This is a genomic window from Paenibacillus sp. JT31N7, assembly GCF_059692095.1.
The window spans coordinates 732,322-755,111 of record NZ_JCAUAT010000003.1 but is presented as its reverse complement, the minus strand read 5'-3'; the positions used below and the strand labels follow the sequence as shown (position 1 = coordinate 755,111).

Below are 22,790 nucleotides of genomic sequence, written 5' to 3'. Positions count from 1 at the left end.
CTTACTGCTTGATGGTCTGGAAGGTTGGAATCGCGGGCTCGAATATGCGGCGGATCGTTTCTTCGTCTTCCTCATAAGGCAGCAGGAGAGAAATGTGCAGAAGGTTGCCTGTATGTTGTACGGTGAAATAAATGACAGGCCGAACTTCCGTCGAATAAATGTCCGGATCGTCCAGTTCTTGGAGAAGTTCCCCGTCCTGGCGGGTTTCGCCGAGATAATTCACGACGATCGGAAGTTTGTGAAGACTGTTCTGTAAATAATAGCCGGACAGCGGATAATCTTCTGACGTTTGCCGGTTATAGATCAGGTTAAAAAAGTTCAGATTATGCGTCGAAGCCTTTTGGAGAAGATTTTGTACAGACACTTTCTCTTCTTCATCGGAAGTTCCGCTAAGCAGGAACGGAATTTGATCGATGCATTCGCCGATCGTATCGTAATAATGGCACCCCGCATAATTCCTTCCATAATTCGTAAGCCAGACCGGCACTGCTTCCAAGCCGAAATATCGTGAGAAAAACCGTTCCGCAAGATTAAGAGCCGTCTGCCACATGCGCTCGGAGTGTTCTGTTCCGGCAGCCTGTCCTCCGAGGTCTATCTCGTGCCGCCACTTTGTGGCTTTGGAGCGATTTTTCCCCTGCAAGGCTTCTCCGATCAACAATGTTTGCTTGTAAAACGATTCCAGTCGGAAATGTTCGTTAATCTCGGAATCGCCGATTTCAACTGGACCCTGCAGGACTTGGCGAACATAGCTGCGGTATGAGTGCTCAGTCTTGTTTTGATCGGGGTCTGAGACCTGTTCATCATCCGCGTTGTAAAACGCAAGCACGTCTGTTCTCAGAATTTCACTGCTCATGCCGTCAAAGATGATGTGCGAGCACGGAAGCAGCAGGTAATGCTCCCGCAAGTTGAGCGAAACCAGGGCAAACCGGTATAGGGCGCTGACTCCCAGCTCATAAGGGCGGAAATAAAGCTCCTTCAACAGCCCTGACATGATTCGCTGCTGCACGGAAGGCGTGTATGCCGATAGATCAATAACTGGAAGAACAAATCCCGGTGCCTTTTCTTTCAGTACCCACTCCCACTGTTCTCCAGTCTGGACGAGCTGGCTTCTCAGCAGATCATGCTTGCCGATCACCCGCTGCAAGGCTGCATTTAACCTTTCGGTATCGAGCATTTCGTCGAAAGAAAGGAGCGTGCCCGATGCTTCGGGGTAAGCCAGGTGATACTCTTGGATCGGCGCCAACGAGTACCGCTCGGCAGCCGTCATCTGCGCCAGGGCGGTTCCCCAAGCTTCATTAGCGGATAAGACTTCTTTCAGAACTTGTATCAGCTTATCCTGCTGGTCCGCTTCCGTGAGAGTAAGCGCTCCAGATGACAGCTCTTTTCCTGCCTGTCCCTTCTCGGCAACGGCCCCCTTATCCCCGTCTTCAGAAGCAACCTGCGGTACGATGAAATGAGGATGAAGGTCCGCATGGAAGTTGCGGCGGATAAGTTCCGTAATATCCGGCAGCCGCTTCTCGTGATCTGGGTTGAGGTGTAGAAACACCACCTTTTTGTCCTCGCGCATATCTGCCCTTAACCTGAATCCGGAACCGAACGTGAGGCTCAGCAGCCGATCCGCCTCCTCGAAAGTCTTCACACCGACATTTCCCCTAGATTGAACAGAGCGTCTGTCAGGGGACTCTGAGCCCACTTTTCCAGCCTCCTTAAGGGCGGGGAGAAGTTCCGACAGGCCACGAATGGTCTGCACCTGGAACAGCTGGTGCATCCCTAATTCCAGCCCCAGCTCCTGCGCTTTGGATATAAGCTGAATAGCTTTGAGAGAGTGGCCGCCGAGTTCGAAGAAATTATCGTCGAGACCGACCCTGTCCACACTGAGCACGCTTTCCCATACACCTGCCAGAATTTTTTCGTTGGTGCTTCTCGGCGGGGCATACGGCGATGAGGAGAGGCCATCCTGCTCCGGTTCCGGAAGTGCGCGGCGGTCGATCTTGCCGTTTTTCGTGAGCGGCAGAGCCGCCAGAAAAACGTAACGGGCAGGGATCATGTAATCGGGAATGCGTCCACTCAAGTACGCCTTCACCTCGGCCGGCGTGAGGTATTCGCTTGTTCCGATATACGCGCAAAGGAACTTCTGACCCTCACCGGTTTCTTTAACGGCGACATATGCCTCGTGGACCGATTCGTGCCCAAGCAGCCGGGTCTCGATTTCTCCCGGTTCGATCCGGTAGCCCCGGATTTTGACCTGCTGGTCCATCCGCCCCAAATATTCGATGCTGCCGTCCGGCAGCCACCGTCCCAAATCGCCGGTCCGGTACATTTTTTCACCGGGACGGAACGGGTTCGGCACGAATTTTTCCCGGCTCAGATCTTCACGGTTCAAATAGCCCCTGGCAAGGCCGTCACCGCCGACGCAGATTTCTCCCTGAAGACCGACAGGCAGCAGCCTACCCGAAGTATCCACCACATAAGCGGTAGAATTCGCGATCGGCCGGCCGATCGGAATATTTGCATATTCCCGATCGATAGGGAAGCAGCAGGAGAACGTCGTATTTTCGGTCGGGCCGTAGCCGTTGATAACCGTAAGCTGAGGACAAGCGCTTCTTACGGAAGCGATCATGGTCGGCGACAGCACATCCCCGCCTACAAGCAGGTAACGAAGCGGAGCAAACAAGGCCGGATTGGTTAACGCTAGCTGGTTGAAAAGCGGCGATGTCAGCCACATCGTGGTAATTCCGTACGTTTGCAATGCTTCTTCCAGCTTGCCGGCGTGAAGGAAAACAGCTTCTGGCACAATGCACAGCTGTAGTCCGTTAAGCAAAGCGCCCCAGATTTCAAACGTGCAGGCATCGAACACAAGCGCGCCGGTAAGCAGAATGCGGTCCGACGGTCCGAACGTGACAAAATTGGTGTTTTTGACAAGACGGACAACGCTTCGATGCTCGATCATTACCCCTTTAGGGCGCCCGGTGGAACCGGATGTGTACATGACATAAGCGAGAGATTCCGCGTCCCCTGTGCCCGGTAAATTGCTTTCGCTGCCGGTATACACGGAAAGGTCCGTCAAGCCCAACACGGTCCCTTTGAAGCCGTCCAGCATACTCTGTGCCGAATCCGGGTCTCCCGCAAGCATTACAGTTGCCGAGCTATCCTCCAGCATGTACGCGATACGGTCTTCCGGGTACGAAGGATCGATGGGCAGGAAAGCTCCTCCCGCTTTGAGTATGGCAAGGATTCCAATGATCATTTCGGGTGACCGTTCGGCCATAATCCCGACTAACGTATCCCGGCCTACACCACTTTCCCGCAGCCTCCAGGCAAGCCGATTGGCTTTCCGATTAAGCTCGGCGTAGGTGATCTCCCTATCTTCAAAAAGAACAGCCGCTTCGTCGGGCCTCAGCACTACCTGTTCTTCAAACAATTCATGTACGGCTGCGTCCCTCGGATACTCTGTCTTCGTTGCGTTGAATTGTTTCAGAATCAGGTCCCGTTCGCGAACGGTTAATAAATCGATATCCGACAGTTTCATGTCCGGGCTTATGGAAATTTGTTTCAATAGTTGCACATAATGATCGGCAAATTTGCGGATAGTGTCTTCTTTGTACAGCTTTGTCGCATATTCAATGCTGAAAGAAAGAAGCGGACCTTCCGAGCTTTCCGAGCTTTCCGTTTCCTGGGCGGTAAGAGTCAGATCGAACTTGGAAATTCCGCTGTGATGCTCAACCGGCGCAAAATCGACGCCATCCGCTCCCAGCTCGCGGGATTCCGTATTTTGCAGAACAAAAACGGTATCGAACAGCGGGTTGCGGCTCACATCCCGTCGGAGTTGAAGCTTCAAAATCAGATCTTCGAGCGGTACCAGCTGGTTTTCAAACGCCTGCAGGGCGTTCTGCTTCACTTCATCGAGAAAAGCCGCGAACGTTTTTGAACCTGACGGATAATTACGCAGAGGAAGGGTGTTTACGAACATTCCCAGAACGTCCTCCAAATCCGCATGGGGCCTTCCCGCTACCGGAGTCCCGACAATCAGATCATCTTGTCCGGAGTAATGGGCAAGCAGCGCGTTATAAGCGGCAAACAGGATCATAAAAATCGTCGCGCCCTGCCGGGACGCAGTCTGCTGCAGCTGCCGTGTCAGCTCGTGGTCCGTCTCAAAACCATAGACGGCCCCTTTAAAGCTCTGTAGTTGGGGACGCGCGTAATCCGCCGGCAAGTTCAACACGGGAATCTCGCCACTGAACGTGTCCAGCCAAAACTTTTCCTGGCGGGCAACGGTACCGTCCGCCGATAGCTGATCCTGCCACATCGTGTAATCTTTGTACTGGACAGAAAGCTCTCCAAGTTCCTCTCCCCTATAGAGACGGGTAAACTCATCCGTCATCCGTTCAAGAGAAGTGCCGTCGGTAATAAGATGATGCATATCGATCAGCAGCAGATGACGCTCTACTCCCGTCTTTACGAGACTCGCACGCATAAGAGGGGCTGTTCCCAAGTCGAACGGACGGATAAAGTTGTCTGCAATCGTCTGCACATACGCTTCTCTTTGTTCGTCCTTCCAATCCACGGACAATTCAGCAAGCTCCGCAACCTCAACTTGAAAAGAGATCTGTGCCGGATCGTGAATGACCTGCACATATTCCTCCTGAATACGGGTGAAGGAAGTCCGCAGCGCTTCGTGCCTTGCGATCAGTTTACGGAAGGTCTCGTTAACCTTCTCCGGATTAAGTCCCCCTTCCACTTCGAGAATCAGAGGAACGTTATACGCCGTTGCCGCTCCCGAGATTTCCTGTACAACCAGCAGTCTGCGCTGGGCCGGAGATACCGGATACCACGGTTTTTCGAGGGCCTTCGGAATCGGTGCATACGCTGCCTCCGTTCTTGCGCTTCCGGCGATTGCAGCCGCCTGTGCTTGCAGTGTCTGAGCCTCGAATACTTTTCGGAGAGGGAGCTCAACACCGAATTCCTTCGAGATTCTGGTAAGAAGAAGCGCCGCTTTCAGAGAATGCCCGCCCCGTTCGAAAAAATTATCATGGAGACTTACACGCTCCGCGCCAAGCACTTCCTGCCACAGCGAAGCCAGACGAACTTCTGTCTCCGTTCCCGGTGCCGTATACTCATCGGAAGCTCCATTGGACGGATCGGGCGCTTGGAGCGCTTTTCTGTCGATCTTGCCGTTAGGCGTCAACGGAAATTCCTTCAATGGGACAAAATGAGCCGGCACCATGTAAGACGGCAAACCCGACGCCATATGCTCGCGAAGCTCTAAGGCAGCCGGAGGTTCCCCTTCGGAGGTGTAATACGCGCACAGTGTTTTTTCCGACGAGATTTCGTGAACGAGAACAATCGTCTCCCGAACCCGGTCGTGCTGCAGTAGACGCGTTTCGATCTCACCGAGCTCGATCCGGTAGCCCCGGATTTTGACCTGGTGATCGATACGGCCCAAATATTCCAGATTACCGTCAGGCAGCCATCTGGCGAGATCGCCCGTGCGGTACATTTTCCGGCCGGGTGCAAAAGGATTCGGAACGAATTTTTCACCGGTGAGAGCTTCGCGATGCAAATAGCCGCGCGACAAAGCTTCCCCGCCGATGCAAAGCTCCCCGGCCGTTCCCCGAGGTACGAGCTGCAGGTCGGCGTTTACAAGATATACCTGCGTATTGTGAAGCGGCTTTCCGATCGGAATCATCCGGTGATTTTGCACGGAAGTTCCCCGCTTCGCTTCCCATACAGTCGCGCAAATCGTTGCTTCCGTCGGACCGTAAGCATTAAAGTAATCCACGTGCGGACTCCATCTGCGGACAAGTTCCGGTGAAGACTCGGAACCGCCTGTAATCAATATCCTCAGCGACGGCAAACGTTCGGGATCCAGATAAACGGCGAAAGTGGGCGGAAGCATGGCAAGCGTTATTCCGTTATCCCGGACAAACGCTTCAAAGGAATCCAATTGAACCAGCTTTTCTTTCGGGGCCAGGTACAGTCCCCCGCCCATAAAGAGCGCCATATACATTTCCCAAACGGAAGCGTCGAACGAAAAACTGGCAAACTGCACAATCCGGTCCTCGGTTCCCAATCCCAGCGTATGCTCGTAGAAAAGCTTCATGTTTGCCATACCTCTGTGCTCGATCATGACGCCTTTAGGCTTGCCCGTAGTTCCGGACGTGTAAATCACATAAGCAATATGATCCGATGTGACAGGTACGCGCGGGTTGCTTTCAATCCCTGTATACCACTGTTCATCCTCCATAAAAACCGTGTGTCCGGTAAATTCCGTGCCGCCCAAAAGATGTCGGTGCGTAAGCAAAATCCGTGTTCCGCTATCCTCGAGCATGTATGAAATTCTCTCCTGCGGATACTCGGGATCTACCGGGAGATAGGCGCCTCCCGCTTTCAAAATTGCGAGAATTCCGATCACCATTTCGGGAGAGCGTTCGGGCATAATGGCTACAACGGTATCCGGACCGACTCCTAATTCCTGCAACGAGGCCGCCAGCCGGTTGGAACGTGCATTCAGCTCGCTGTAGGTATACCGACGGTCTTCAAACGAAACGGCGATACGGCCGGGATGTTTTTCCGCCTGCTCTTCGAATAAGCCGTGAATTGTTGCGGTTCGGGCGTACGGTGCGCCCGTCTCGTTCAGTTCCTCTAGAAGCAGCAGCCTTTCCTCTGCGGACAGCATGCCGATTTGCGAGAGCTTTAAACTTCGGTTCTCTGCAATTTCCCGGAGAATCTGCAAATAATGGCCGGTTAACCGCTCGACAGTCTGTTTTGCATATAGTTTGGTCGCATACTCGAACGTAAAAGTCAGCTCTTCGCCCTCCTCCGCCAAAAGCGAAAGATCGAATTTGGAAACGCCCGACTGCGCTTCATAAGGCTCCAGGAACAATCCGTCCATCTCCATCGACTGGGAGCCTTTATTCTGCAAGGAAAAAACCGTATCAAAAAGCGGATTGCGGCTGACATCCCTGCGTAGGCCGAGCTTTTCAAGCAGGCTTTCCAGCGGATACTCCTCGTGGTCAAATGCTCCCAGAGTCCCTTCCTTGACTTCGTTCAAGAAAGAGAGGAATGTTTTGGATCCAGCGGGTGCCTGACGGATGGCCAACGTATTCACAAACATCCCGATAAGCGGCTGAAGCTGCGTATGAGTCCGCCCCCCGACGGGGGTTCCGATGACGATGTCTTCCTGATCGGTATATTTATGAAGCAAAACATAATAAGCCGCAAGCAGCACCATGTACAGCGTGGAACCGGTCTCCGAGGCCAGACGACGGAGTTTATCCCCAAGCCCCCGGTCGGTTACGAACTCGCAGCGTCCGCCTTCGAAGCTTTGCAGCTGAGGTCTTGGGTAATCGGCGGGCATGTTCAGAACGGGAATTTCTGCCTCAAACACGTCCAGCCAGTATTTTTCCAGTTTGAGGAACACACCGTCGCGCATTCGCTCCTGCTGCCAATACGCGTATTCTTTATAATGCACAGGCAGTTCAGGTAGGTTTTCTCCACGATATATCCGATTGAATTCCTCCGCCAAAATTTGCAGCGACAGGCCGTCCGAGACAGCGTGATGCATATCCGTCATCAACAGATGCCGCTCCGGCGTCAACCGAATCAAGGCGGCTCTGAACAGCGGTGCCCGGCTTACATCAAACGGTCGGACAAAAGAGGAAACGCATCTTTCGATGACGCTTCTCTCTTCCTCCATGCTTGAAACCGTTTCTTCCGAGTAGTCCAGCTTAAACGCGATCTCGTCCGGTTCATGGATGATCTGTTCGTACTCTCCGTCCCTTTTCCGGAAAGAGGTGCGCAGCGTTTCGTGCCTAGCAATCAAGGCACTAAAAGCTCCTTCAATCTTTCCGACTTGTACCGGCCCTGTCGCAAGCAGGACGAAAGGCATGTTGTAGGCGGCTGCCGTATCTCCGATCTCCTGAATCAGGAGCAATCTTTTCTGGCTGGCCGATACCGGATAAGCGTCCATCTTCTCCAGGGGCCGCAGCCCGGCTGGCGATCCTGCGCCGCCCCCTGCCGGGCGGGACGCGGACAACCCTTCCTGAGCGAGTCTCGCTTCCAGAAGTTTACGTTTTTCAGGCGAAAGACTGGCTATTCGCTTCGATAAATCCACTTGGCGCACTCCCCTCTCCTGGTCTGTACCGTCTGCACCGTTTATACCTGCTCCAGCGCTTCGATTTCCCGCAAAATTTCCTCCAGCCTGCGCATTTCGTCAAGTTCCTGCCGAAGATGCTCCGCAATTTCCGCGATAGTCGGCTGCCGGAACAGCTGACGAAGTTCCAGCTCGATTCCCCATTGTTCACGGACCTGGGCCACGAACAGTGACGCTTTGAGTGAATGTCCGCCGAGCTCGAAGAAATTATCGTGTACTCCCACTCTGGAAGCACCCAGAATGCCCGCCCACATGGCGACCAGTTGCTGTTCGATCTCATCTCTCGGAGCTTCGTAAACGGCTGCGGAAGTCTGCACGGCATCCATGCCGAGCAGTGCTTTGCGATCCGTTTTTCCGTTCGGCGTCAAAGGAAACTTTTCAAGCTGGGCGAAGGCGGCCGGAATCATGTAATCCGGTAGGCTTTGCCCAAGGAAGGTACGAATTTCCGCTGCCGGAATCTCCGTTTTCACCACGAGATATCCCGTTAATGTGTGTCCGCCGGAAGAATCCTCTTTGGCAAGGACGACAGCTTCTTCCACGGCTTCATGGCGGACGAGAGCACTCTCGATCTCGCCCAGCTCAATACGATACCCTCTGACCTTGACCTGGTGGTCTAAACGTCCGAGGAACTCGAGGCTGCCGTCCGGAAGCCATCGGGCAAGGTCGCCAGTCTTGTACATACGCCCTTCGCCTTTGCCGAACGGGCAAGGAACGAATTTCTCCGCCGTAAGATCCGGTCTCTTCCAGTACCCGCGCGCAAGCCCTTCGCCTGCAATGCAGAGCTCGCCCGGCACTCCGGCCGGCTGCAGCTTGCCTCCGGCGTCGACAATGTAAATCTGCGTGTTGGCGATTGGCCTGCCGATATCGATGGAACCGGCGTTCGTCAGGTTCTGCACGGCAGACCAAACCGTCGTTTCCGTCGGTCCGTACATGTTGAAAATGTTCAATTCCGGAAACTCCTGCAGCGAGCGCAGAAGCGCGTACGGCATAGCCTCACCGCCGACAAGAATATTGCGAACGTTCAGCAAACTTTGAGCACCTTCCGGACTGCCGAGCAGCATTTGAAGACGCGAAGGCGTAATCTGCAGCGTATCAATCCCCTGTCCGGAAATCAGACCGCTAAGTGCTCCCGGCTCCGTCTGGTGCAGCGTTTCCGCAAGGACGATGCTCATCCCGCAGGTAAGCGGAAGCAGTGTCTCCAGCACGAAGATATCGAAAGATACGGTAGTTAAAGCCAATATTTTCCGGCCGGGGACAAATTCGACTTTTTCCCGCATCCCGATAAAGAAGTTCGATACGGAGCGGTGCTGGAGCATGACCCCTTTCGGATTACCCGTCGAGCCTGACGTGTAGATTACGTAAGCAAGATGATGGGGTTCGCTGGCAGGCTCCAGATTGCCGGTCTCGCCGCCGTAAATTCCTTCCTCGTCAAGGGGGATAACGGTATCTACAGCCTGCAGACCTTCCGCCAGTTTTCCGTCGGTCAGAAGAACACGGGCTTCACTGTCTTCCAGCATGTAGGCAACACGTGCCGCCGGGTAATCCGGGTCGATCGGCACATAGGCACCGCCCGCTTTCAGAATGGCCAGAAGGCCGATAATCATTGACGGAGAGCGCTCCGTCAGCAGCCCGACGAGACGGTCGGGTCCGACTCCGTGACTTTGCAGCGTACGGGCCAGCGAGTTCGCTTTTTCGTTCAGCTCCCGATAAGTAAAGACCTGTTCGCCGAACAACAGAGCAGGGACGTCCGGAGTCAAGGCTGCCTGCTCTTCAAACTGGCGGTGGATCGTTTTGTCATGGGCGAATGCCACGGCCGTGTCGTTAAAAGACTCTACAAGCATGCGATGTTCTTGCTCTTCCAGCATTTCAATCGCCGACAGTTTAACGTCCGGATTGCGAACGGCCGCCTCCAATATGCGAAGATAATGACCGGCAAGCCGCTGAACCGTTTCTTTTCTGAACAAGCCAGTTGCAAATTCGATTTGGAATTCTATGCCGCCGGTCTCGTTTTCTTCCGCTTGGAGAGTGAGATCCAGCTTCGATACGGCATGTCCGAACTCATAAGACTGGAACAGTTCCCCCTGTTGGCCGATCTCTTCGATACCGAGGTTTTGAAAAATAAGCATCGTGTCAAACAATGGATTGCGGCTTAAATCCCGCTTGAGAGACAGCTTGTCCAGAATTATCTCCAGGGGTATCTCCTGGTTTTGGAATCCTCCAAGCGCGGTTTGCTTGACCTCTTCAAGCAGCTGACGGAAAGTTTTATCCCCGGCCGGAAAGCTTCTCATCGGCAGCGTATTGACGAACATCCCGATAAGCGGCTGCAAATCCGCATGCATCCTGCCGGCGACGGGTGTTCCGACAATAATGTCTTCTTGTCCCGTATAACGATGCAGCAGCGTGTTGAATGAAGCGAGCAGAACCATATATAACGTCGCGCCGGCGCGGGATGCCGTTTGCTTGAGCGCCTCTGCTTCACTTGATCCGAGTGCGAAGACATATCGGTCTCCCTCGAATCTCTGGAGCGGGGGACGCGTAAAGTCGGTCGGGAAATTCAGAACCGGCAGCTCGCCGCTCAGCTTCTCCGCCCAATAAGCTTCCTGGACGTCCAAAGCGCCACTGGCGCTTCGTTTTTGCTGCCAGACCGCGTAATCCTTGTATTGGATTTTGAGAGGGGCCAGCTCTTCTCCGGCATACAGCCGGTTAAATTCATTCGCAATGACCGCCATGGAAACACCGTCGGCTACCATATGGTGCATATCGATAAGAAGCGCCGTTCCCCCGCAGCCCAGATCCGCTGCCCCAACCCGGATGAGCGGAGCCTCCGCAAGGTTAAAGGGACGGATAAATCCTTCGATAACCCGATCAAGAGCCTCTTTCTCGGCCGGTGTAAGGAGAGCCTGTACCGTAGCCGGCTCATTCGAATGATCGCTTACTCCAGCACCATCCGTCCTTTCAAGCGTGATCTCTTCAGCGGCTTTCAAAATCTCCGATAGCCCTGAAATCGCCGGAATCTCCTCAACCCCGCTCTTCTCCTTCATTTCAGCGCTTCCGCCAAGTTCCGTTAAGAATTGTCCGTCCGTTCCCGACAAAATGAGTTCTTCTACTTCAAAAGCCACCTCCGGATGAATTCTCTGAACGACATCGGTTTCAATCCGCTCAAAGGAAGTACGGAGAGGCTCATGGCGGGCGATCAACTTTTCAAAAACGGCTTGGAGGCGTCTGCGGTCCAATGGAACCCGGCTGATCAGCACATGCGGAATATGGTATGCCGTGCTCTCTTGTTCGAGCTGATCCAGCACCATTAATCTCTTCTGAGCCGAAGTGACAGGATAAACGTCTCGTGGTTCGGCATGTTCGATAGCTTGGTGAGCCGAGTAAGCTTCTTTGCGGATCGCCTCAGCCATCGAACGGATCGTCGGGGACTCGAACACTTGACGCAGCGGTAAATCGATCTGCAACCGCTGATGTATTTTGGAAACCAGCAGCGCCGCTTTCAGGGAGTGCCCGCCCCGGTCAAAAAACGAATCGCCCGCGCCGAGGTGTTCCACCCCAAGCACTTCCTGCCAGATGGCGGCAAGCACTTCTTCCGTCTCGCCTTCGGGCGGAATATACCCGCTTTCATCCCAGGCCGTGTCCGGCGCAGGGAGTGCTTTGCGGTTCACTTTGCCATTGGATGTGAGCGGCATTTCCGGTAGGAATACGAAATAAGAAGGAATCATATACCCCGGAAGCTTAGCGGCAAGAGTCTCCCGCAGAAGCCCCGTTTCAGGAGCAGGGTCCGGACCGCAGACGAGATAGGCACACAGCACCTTCTGTCCCTGCACGTCGGTCCGGTCCATAACAAGCGCTTCCTTTACCATCGGATGCCCGAGCAAAGCCGCTTCGATCTCGCCCAGCTCGATCCGGTAGCCCCGGATTTTGACCTGGTGATCCAGCCGTCCGATATACTCGATGTTGCCGTCCGGCAGCCAGCGGGCCAGATCACCCGTTTTGTATATGCGGCCGGAAGGATCGAAATCCGCTGCCGCGAACTTTTCGGCCGTCAGCTTGGGCCGGTTCAAATACCCTCTGGCCAAACCCGTACCTGCGATACAGAGCTCGCCCGCAACTCCGATAGGCTGAAGACGGCCCGCGTTATCCGTAATGTAGAGCCGGATGTTATCGATCGGTTTGCCGATCGGCACGAGATCCAGCGGTTTTTCTCCGAAGGAGCAGTCAAAATAGGAAACATCGATGGTCGCTTCCGTCGGTCCGTAAAGATTGATAAGCCGAGAGCCGTTGGTCCTGTAAAACAGTGAATTAAACCGGTTGGTTTGCTGTGGATTGAGCGCTTCTCCGCTGGCGAATACGTAGCGCAAACTAGCCAGAGCGCCCGGCTCCATCCGACTCTCCGAATGATCGAGAAAAACGGATAGCATGGAAGGCACAAAATGCATTGTGGTCACTTTGTACCTGTCGATAGCCCTTGCGATCTGCGCCGGATCTTTTTCCGCGCCCGGTTCCAGAAACACGACTTTAGCCCCGTACGCTCCCCACCAGAACAGCTCCCAGACGGATACGTCGAAGCTGTAAGGCGTTTTCTGCAAAATGACGTCTTTTTCGTCCAACGGGTAGCGTTTCTGCATCCAGTGAAGGCGGTTGATCAGGGCGCGATGCTCGATCATGACCCCTTTCGGATTTCCTGTCGTCCCGGACGTATAAATCACATAAGCTAGCTGCTCCGGTCCCGATCCGCGAGAAAGATTACTTCCGTCACCCGTCAAAAGGTTTTCCACATCGAGCTCGACAGTCTCTGCACCGGCCGGAGCACGTTCCAACAAATCCTGCTGCGCGAGCACAAGAACAGCCCCACTGTCGGCGAGCATATAATCGATTCTCTCCTGCGGATGCCCGGGATCAATCGGCAGATAGGCGCCGCCCGCTTTTAAAATTGCCAGCAGCCCGACCATCATCTCGATAGACCGCTCGCAAAGAATACCGACCACCGTGTCCGGCTTCACGCCCTTTAAACGCAGCTGCCTGGCAAGACGGTTGGCGCGCACGTTCAGTTCACGGTACGTAAGACGCTTCTCGCCGAATACGACGGCGATTTTTTCCGGTGTCATAGCGGCCTGCAGTTCAAACCAGCCGTGCATAGTTTTTTCGGCGGGATAGGGAGCACCGGTGTCGTTAAAAGCAACCAGTTGGCTGCGTTCTTCATCCGTGAGCAGCTCTATTTCGCCCAGCGGCATTTCAGGCGTTTCCGTAACCTGCTCCAGCACCTGATGCAGATGCCCGGCGATCGCGCGGATTCCCGAATGTTCATAATTCGCCGCATTGAAGCTGAATTTGATTTCGAGCTCTCGTCCCGGTATAACCGTCAGCGTAAGCTCGTAGTTCGTCTGCTCGAAGCCGTCCACTTCCGTAATGCGGAGGCTGTTTTTTCCCGGCTCTCCGTCTGACTGTCTGCCTCCCTCAGTTTCATCACCGGTTCCGATCAGTTCTTCGGAAATCGGATAATTTTCGAACACAACGAGGTGGCGGATCAGATGGTGTTTTAACTGGGACTGCGCCTGGATATCCGCTAGGGAAAGATAGGAATACGCGTTGGATTCCATCCAGCCGCTCTGCACACGGCTCAACAATGACGCAAAACTTTCGTTATTCTCCCCGCTGACGCGGAAAGGAATGGTATTGATGAACAGCCCTACCATGTTCTCGATGCCCTTAATTTCTTCGGGTCTGCCCGAGACGACGGTGCCGAACACGACATCCGTGCTGTTGTTATATGCTTGGAGAATCACTCCCCAGGCGGTCTGAAAGACGGTGCTTACCGTAACCTGGTGCCGCTTTGCGATCTGCTCCATCTTTTGCGTAAGTACGGCGTCCAGCTTCTGCGAATGATGCTCGAGCCGGAAAGGCTTGCCCTCCGCCCGGTTGAACCCGGGAACCGTCGTTTCGTTTTCCAGTCCGTCCAGGTACTTGTTCCAATAAGCTGCGGCTTCTTCCCTGTTTTGATTTTCCAGCCACTGGATAAAACTGCTGAACGGATACACCGGCTCCAGACTGGCCCGAATTCCGTCTCGAAGCGACGTATACAAGCTGAAAAAGTCATTGGCGACGATGCCGAGGCACCAGCCGTCCATAACAATATGCGGAAAACTCCATACGAGTTTGCAGGTAGTATCGCTCCATTTGAATAAAGCCAGACGAAGGGGAACGTCCTTTTCCAGATCGAATCCGTTCGTTCTGTCGTTTCCGGTAAACTGTTCAAGCGCAGCCGTTTTGCGGGCCTCGCTCAGTCCCGAAACGTCTTCCGTATAGACGGAAGGCGCCTCTCTCTCCTGAAGCACCACCTGAAGAGGGCGCTCCGTTTCTTTATATACAAACACCGTACGAAAAATATCGTATCTCTCTATAAGCAGCTGCAGGCTTTGCTGAACAAGCTCACGATCCAATACTTCACCGACGGTAATGATATTTTGCTGAAAATAAGCTTCGGAATCCCGATCGAGCATGGAATGATACAGCATGCCTTCCTGCATGGGGGACAGCGGATAGATGTCCTTAATCTTCACTTGAGACACAATTTCACTCTCCTTTAAACTTCCGGCCGTCCCGCAGGACAGCCCGGAAGCGTATGTCCGCCTTAAGCGGTGAAACGGGAATGACCAAAGGTTTTTTAAAGCTTCAACTTGCCGGCCAACTGAGCCGCCATATTCTCGAACTGTCCGATGGACAGGTTCTGATAAGTGAAGTCGGTCGGGCTCTGCTCAGAGGTCTCTTTTTCGCAGCAGTGGCGAATCAGCTCCAGAAGGTATTTCTTGAATCCGTCGGCCAGCTTTTCGACCGTTTCGGACCGGTACTGATGACGGTTATAATTAAAGGTTAGGCGGAAGACTCCGTCGGAGACTTGCCCATTGAGATCAAATGCGAACGGTCTCTCGCTGCCGCCGCTGATTTCATTGCCCGAGGGGAAAGAAGAAGACCCGAATCTTGCGCCGCCGTCATTATCGCCGTCGAATTGTCCCAGATAATTAAAACTGATCTGAGGTTCTTCAAAAGCGAAAGGAAGTTCCTCGGGATTGATTCCTTCTGTCAAATAGCGTAGTATACCGTAGCCGATTCCTTTGTTCGGAACGCGGCGCAGGCCGTCCTTCACCAGCTTGATCTGATGCCCCAGGTCATCGGGGCTGCTCATATCAAGCACAAACGGATACATGACGGTAAACCAGCCGACGGTACGGGATACATCCACATCCTTTAGAATCTCTTCGCGCCCGTGACCCTCAATGCTGACGGCAATCCGGGATAGTCCGCTCCATTCGCGGAAGGACAGTCCTAACGCCGCAAGGAGCAGATCGTTGATTTCGGTGTTGTAGGCTTGCTGTGCGTGTTTAAGCAGCTTCTCCGTGTTCTCACGGTCGAGCTCGATTTCAATGTCCCTGCCGTCTTCGACTTTATCCGAAACTCCCTCATAATCGTACGGTAGAGCATCCGGCACCTGCGAACGGACAGCCGACCAATGGCTCAGTTCAGCTTGAACGCGGCTGCTGTTCGCATATTCCGTCAGCCGGGAAGCCCACTCGCGGTAGGAATCGGTTTTGGCCGGAAGGGACACGGCACGACCGTCCAACGCTTGTCCGTAGGCGGTTTCCAGGTCTTCCAGCAGAATTCTCCAGGAAACCCCGTCGACAACCAGATGATGAATAACGATCAGCAGATGGTCGTTTTCGGCCGTGCGGAACAGAGCGAGCTTCACAAGGGGGCCATGGGCCAGCGCGAATCCGCTTTGCAGCTTATCCGCAAGCGGCCCGATCTCTTGGCCGGGTTCCCGCGATAGAGTAAGATCGTAGGCGAGCAGCTCGTATGTCTCTCCCTCTTTCCAGTTTCGTGTTTCAGTTGCAACGCTCCCTTCTTCCGTCGAACGGAACACGGTGCGGAGCGCATCGTGATGCAGCGTCAGCTTATCCAAAGCTTGGCGGAGCACATCTTCTTTCAAACGCTCTTTGCTTTTCAGCATAACGGCCTGGTTGTAATGATGAGGGTCCGTATGGTGACGTTCGAAAAATCTCCGCTGAATCGGAGCCAGCTCCGTCTGCCCTTGGACGATCCCCTGAGGAATTGTCCTCTGCACAACCTGAATATAAGGAATCACCAGCTCGATTTGCGGATGGCGGAACAAATCCCGCAGCTCCATCTTGAGCCCTCTACCGTTCAATCGCGCGGCAATCTGCAGGGCTTTGATCGAATCGCCGCCCAGTTCGAAGAAGTTGTCGCGTACTCCCACCTTCTTGATTCCCAGCACGTCCTGCCATATTTCGGCCAGCGTGTGTTCCATCTCCGTTTCCGGCTGGACGTAATCGGCCGTCAACCTTACCGAGCCGTCCGGTTCCGGAAGGGCCCTGCGGTTGACTTTGCCGTTGCTTGTGAGCGGCATCGCTTCCAGAAACACGAACTGTGCGGGAATCATATAATCCGGCAGTCTTTCGGCGAGCCCGCTGCGAAGCTCGGAAACCGTCAGCTCCGCATCATCCGTGGAAACCAGATATGCGCACAAATATTTCTGTCCGTTTGCGTCCGTCCGGTCCAACACAATCGTTTCTTTAATTTCGTCCCGGTCCAAAAGCCTCGCTTCGATCTCACCCAATTCAATCCGGTAACCGCGGATTTTGACCTGATGATCGATCCGGCCGATATATTCCACGCTGCCGTCCAGCAGCCAGCGGGCCAGATCGCCCGTTTTGTACATCTTCGCCTCGGGGCGATGAGGAATCGGCACGAACTTTTCCGCCGTCAGCTCGGGACGGTTCAGGTAGCCTCTGGCCAAGCCCGTTCCGGCGATGCAAAGTTCCCCCGGTACGCCTACCGGCTGGATGTGATGCTTGGCATCCACGATGAACAGCTCCGTGTTGTCAATCGGTTTGCCGATTGGCACCTGCTCCAGCTGCTGCCCTGACGGGCAGTCGAAATACGTCACATCGATGGTCGCTTCGGTAGGACCGTACAGATTGGCCAGTACGGCTCCGCCTGGAGTACCGATAAGCCGGTCAAACCGGTTGGCATGCTGGGCCTGAAGCGTCTCCCCGCTGGCAAAAACATAACGGAGCGAGCCCAGGTCCTCCGCCTGCCGGTTTTGCTCGATATGATCAAGAAAGACAGACAGCATGGAAGGAACGAAATGCAGGGTGGTTACGCGGCTTCGCTTGATTTCATCCACAATAAGCTGCGGCTCTTTCTCTCCGCCGGGGGCCAGGAATACGACACGCGCGCCCTGTGTCCCCCACCAGAACAGCTCCCATACGGATACGTCGAAGCTGTAAGGCGTTTTTTGCAAAATGACATCGTCACGGCCGATCGGGTATTTTTTCTGCATCCAGTGAATTCGATTCACCAGCGCCCGGTGTTCGATCATGACGCCTTTCGGATTACCGGTCGTACCCGAGGTGTAAATGACATAAGCCAGATTTCCGGGTCCTGCCGCTCCTTCAGAAGACAGCGGGCTGAAATCTTCGTGATAAGACTTTTCCTCATCCAGCAGAACGCACTCGTATCCGCCAGGCAGCTGCTCGGCCCACTTCGATACGGTAAGCACGATACGCGCTCCGCTGTCGTCCAGCATAAAGCCGACCCGGTCACGGGGATGCGCGGGATCTACGGGCAAGTACGCGCTGCCGGCTTTTAGAATGGCAAGCAGACCGATCATCATTTCAGCCGATCTTTCGGTCAAAATGGCGATAACCCCGTCCGGCCGTGCGCCTTTGGCTCTCAGAGTACGGGCAAGCCGGTTCGCACGCTTATCCAGCTCCCCGTAGGTGAGCCGGTTCCCGCCGAAAACAACGGCAATCCTGTCCGGATCCTCCGCGGCCTGTTCCTCGATCCACCCGTGGATCGTTTTGTCCTCAGGGAACGGTGCCTGCGTAGCGTTAAACTCCCCGATAATCCGGTGTTTTTCCGTTTCCGTCAGCAGCTCGATATCGGCGAGATTCACATGCGGATCGCGGACGACGGTTTCAAGAATATTAAGGAAATGACGGCTCAGTTTCTCGACCGTTTCCCGCTTAAACAGCTTGACCGCATATTCGAACGACAAGCCGAGCCTGTCAGGGAATTCTTCGACGCTTAACGTCAAATCAAATTTTGCGATCCCCATTTCGAACTCGACCGTCCGGAACGTAATCTCGTCGAACTGGAACTGGTTCATGCCGGTGTTCTGCAGGACGAACATCACATCGAACAGCGGGTTACGGCTCACGTCACGGCGCAGCTGAAGACGCTCAACGACTTCCTCGAACGGAATATCCTGATTTTCGTAGGCATGCAGCGCCCCGTCTTTTACTTCCTTCAAAAAATGTGTAAACGTCTTATCGGCGGAAGGGAAATTCCGCATCGGCAGCGTATTGACGAACATTCCCATCATCGTCTCCAGATCCGGGTGCGGGCGGCCCGCCACAGGCGACCCTACGACAATGTCTTCCTGCCCGGTGTATCTGTGAAGCAGTGTAGTGAAAGCAGCCAGAAGGACCATGTACAAGGTCGTCCCCGTCTGAGCGCACAAGCGGTGCAGGTCAGCGGTCAGTCCGCTGTCGATTTCATAAGTTAAGCTGTCTCCTTCGAAGCTTTTAATCGCCGGCCGGATATAATCGGCGGGCATATCCAGGACAGGCACGTCTTCTCCGCCGCCGAAAAGTTCCTTCCAATACCCGGCTTGTTTCTCTGCCGCTCCTCCGGCAATTTGCCCATTTTGCCAAGCGGCAAAATCTTTATACTGAATGCGGAGCGGAGGAAGCGTCTCACCGGCGTAAAGGCGGCTGAACTCCTCGACAAACACTTCGATCGAAATACCGTCGGTAATAATGTGATGCAGGTCGGCCAGAAGCAGATGTCTTCCTTCTTCCAGCTTGATCAGCTCCGCACGGAGAAGAGGCGCTTCTTCCAGATTAAACGGGCGGATAAAAGGCCGGATAAGAGATTCCAGCAAGAAATCCGGCTGCTTTGCTCCGTCTTGGCTGCCGCCTGAAACGGACTCGGCCTCTGCCGGGAGCCCGCTTACCGATGCCGTGGCGGCTTCAGCGCGTGCTTCATGCTGCCCGTCTGAGTCCAGCTCGCGGTAGGAGACCCGGAAATCCAGCGATTGATGGATGCGCTGCACGGGTTCCCCGTCGATCACGGCAAAAGACGTGCGCAAAGACTCGTGGCGGCTGACCATCGTCCGGAACGCCTCTTCCAGCCGCTCTCTGTCCAGCGGACCTGTCATTTCCAGCGCGGCGCACATATTATATGCGCTCTCGGCGTCTCCCAGACGGTCGATAATAAGCAGTCTTTTCTGAGCCGGCGATACGGGATGGTAATCCTTCTCGCCGACCGGCTCTATGTCCGCATAGGCGCTTTCCTCCGAGCCGGCGATAAGCGGAGCCAGCCCGCGCACGGTCGGATGGGCGAAAACTTCCCGCAGCGGCACCTCGACGCTGAACTGCTTGGCAATGCGGCCGATGAGCAGGACCGCCTTGAGCGAATGCCCGCCAAGCTCGAAGAACGAATCGTCGATGCCGACGGTTTTGACGCCGAGCACTTCCTGCCACAGCTCCGCGAGCTGCGCTTCCGTTAAAGTGCGCGGTGCGGCGTAAGCCGACACCGGTGCCGGATCCCCGCTCGGCGCAGGCAGAGCCTTGCGGTCAATCTTACCGTTAGGCGTCAACGGAAGAGTGTCCAGCCGCACGATGTGGGCCGGGACCATGTAGCCCGGCAGCTCGGCGGCGAGCCGCTTCCGCAGCCAAGCCTCGTCGGCATCGCCCGCTACATAAGCGCACAAATACTTATGCCCGCTTGAATCCGTGCGATCGGTGACAACGGCCTGCGCGACTCCTTCCAGCTTAAGCAGCGCCGATTCTATCTCGCCGGGCTCGATGCGGTATCCGCGGATCTTGACCTGGTAGTCGATCCGGCCGATAAAATCGACGCTTCCGTCCGGCATCCAGCGGGCCAAATCTCCCGTCCGGTATAACCGTCCGCCTCCCGCAAACGGGCTGGGAACAAACTTCTCGGCCGTCAGCTCCGGCCGGTTGAGATATCCGCGAGCCACGGAATCTCCGCCAATGCAGAGCTCGCCCGCCACCCCGGCGGGAACCGGCCGCAGCGCGGAATCCACGATGTAGAAGCGTTGATTTCCCAGCGTCTTGCCGATTGGAACATTGCCGGATTCCGGCAGCTTGTCCGCAGCTTCCTCGTAAAAGCTGGAATCGATGGCCGCTTCCGTCACACCGTAGCTGTTCATGATCCGCATGCTTCCCGCAAAACGCGACAGCAGCGTCCGGTAATCGTGCACGCTGCAGCTGTCCGAGCTCGTGATCAGCAGCTTCATCGCGCTGATGTCCGTCCCCTGCTCGTACACGTGCTCCATAAGCGGCAAAATGAGAGCCGGCGTAGATTCGAACACCGTGATCCGGTGTTTTTCCAGATAGCTCGCCAGCGCGGAAGGATCAATCCGCACCTCCTGGGGACAAATAACCATCGTTCCCCCGTTCACGAACGTCCGTGCGAGATCGCCCGCAAATACGTCAAACGAAAAACTCGCGATCTGCAGGAGTTTTACATCAAATTCCCGCAACCGATACCCGTACCGGTATCCGAACGAAGTGTTCACATAATGCCGGTGCTCGATCATTACGCCTTTGGCATTGCCCGTCGTTCCGGACGTGTAGATCACATAAGCAAGGTCATCTGGTTTATTGACCGGCTCAAGGTTGCTTGCCGCTTCTTCCGGGTTCAACCCGGAAAGCCAGGCCAGCTCCTCGCCTAAATCCGGGGCTTTTTTCGTCCCCGCTTTCAAAGGCTTGATAAAACCTTGATTTTCCGCGCTTTCCAAAAGACCCTGCATATCGAGAACGCTTCCCGGGTAGTCGGCTCCCTGGAGCAGCCCGGTCAGATTTGCCTGGGTAAGCAGGACACGCGCACCGCTATCGCGGAGCATGTAGGCAATGCGCTCTTCCGGATAAGTCGGATCGATCGGAATATAAGCTCCGCCCGCTTTCTGAATGGCCAGAACTGCCGTCACCATATCGGCCGAACGCTCAAGCAGAACGGCGGCCGGACTGTCCGGCTTCACGCCCTGTTTCCTGAGAATACGCGCCAATACATTCGCGCGCTCATTCAGCTCCCGGTAGGTGAGCGAGGTCTCTTCATACACGACCGCCGTTTTGTCCGGAGTCTGTGACACCTGTGCCTCGAAAAGTTCATGAAACGTGCCTTCCGGATAAGAAGCCGAAGAACCGCTCCATACTTTCGTAAGCTCTTTGTGCTCCGTCTCCGGCAAAAGAGTGAATTCGGAGACTAATTTTTCCGGCTGGTTGGAGGCCTGGTCCAGAACCGTCTCCAAGTGTCCCTGAATTCTCAGAATTTCCGCTTCGCCGTATGTGTGTCCGTTATAGGATAGGGTAACGTTTAAAACATCCCCGTCCTCTACTTCGATATTGAAATCGTATGGAGTCTGCTCGGATAATGCCGCTTCCGTAATAGCGAACCCGAGCCGTTTTTCCAAATCCTCCTGACCGATCAGCTCCTGTAGCGGATAATTTTCAAAAACGACGATATGCCCGATAAGATCCTGCTTCAATGCCGACTGAGCCTGGATTTCCGCCAGTGAATAATAATCGTACACGCGTGACTGCACTGACTGTCGCTGAACTTCCTTCAACAAACCTGTAAACGTATTGTCCGACAGCAGTGAGATCCGCACGGGAACCGTATTAATGAATAAGCCTACCATCCGCTCGATGCCTTCAATCTCCGGCGGTCTGCCCGACACGACAGTGCCGAAAACAACATCCTCGCTCCGGTTATAGCGTCCGAGGATGAGCGCCCACGCAGCCAGGAACAAGCTGCTGATTGTCGAACCGCTGCGTTCCGCAATGCCGCGAAGCTGGCGGGCCGTCTCCGCCCCGACCGTAAATGTCCGCTCCGACGCCAGATAGCCTTTACCGCCGGATATCACTTTATTGCCTGGCAATCCGGACGGTTCCTCCACACCGGCCAGCAGATCCCGCCAGTAATCCGACGCAGCCGCCTGATCCTGCTTTTGCAGCCACTGCACATAACGGCTGTAGGGCCGGACTTCCGGAAGGGATGCTTGCCGGCCGTTTTTCTCGGCTTCGTAGTAACTCAGAAGCTCTTCCAGCACGATGCCAATGCACCAGCCGTCCATAATAATGTGGTGAAACGTGAAGAGCAGCGTATATTCCAGCTGGCTTGTCCGCAGTACGGTTAACCGCACCAGCAGTTCTTTGCTTATGTCAAAAGGACGATTCTTATCGGCTTGGATAACCGATTCAAGTTCGGCATTCCGCTCGCTGTCCTGTAACCCGGCCAGATCCGCAAAAATGACGGAGGCCTCCCGTTCTTTGAATACGATTTGCCGGGGTTTCGCGACATTTTTGTGATACATATTCGAACGGAGTGTTTCATGCCGCTTCACAAGAAGGCAAAAGCTTCTTTCCAGCGCCTGCACATCCAGATCTCCGCGTATGGACAGCCTCACCTGTTCCAGGTAGGCATGCGAATCGGGATTCATCAGTGCATGAAACAGCATGCCTTCCTGTAAAGGCGTCAAATGGGACATTTTCTCAATTTCCAGCCCTTTACTCATCCGTAACTCCCCCCT

3 protein-coding genes are annotated in these 22,790 nt (G+C 54.7%); all 3 read right to left on the bottom strand.

What is annotated here, in order from left to right; all coding sequences use genetic code 11:
• Position 1 precedes the first annotated feature (1 nt).
• Complete coding sequence (locus tag AC58P5_RS17850) at positions 2–8,113, bottom strand: amino acid adenylation domain-containing protein (RefSeq protein WP_497388795.1); 8,112 nt, start codon at positions 8,111–8,113, stop codon at positions 2–4.
• A gap of 41 nt (positions 8,114–8,154) precedes the next feature.
• Positions 8,155–14,721: an amino acid adenylation domain-containing protein gene (locus AC58P5_RS17845; protein ID WP_497388793.1), complete on the bottom strand. Its 6,567-nt coding sequence runs from the start codon at positions 14,719–14,721 to the stop codon at positions 8,155–8,157.
• Positions 14,722–14,816: 95 nt separating this feature from the next.
• A complete protein-coding gene (locus AC58P5_RS17840) occupies positions 14,817–22,775 on the bottom strand; it encodes an amino acid adenylation domain-containing protein (protein ID WP_497388791.1) in 7,959 nt (2,652 codons plus the stop codon).
• Positions 22,776–22,790 lie beyond the last annotated feature (15 nt).

Bases quoted from the DNA above. Each gene is read 5' to 3' on its own strand.
- AC58P5_RS17840 (WP_497388791.1), bottom strand. From the start codon at position 22,775: ATGAGTAAAGGGCTGGAAATTGAGAAAATGTCCCATTTGACGCCTTTA.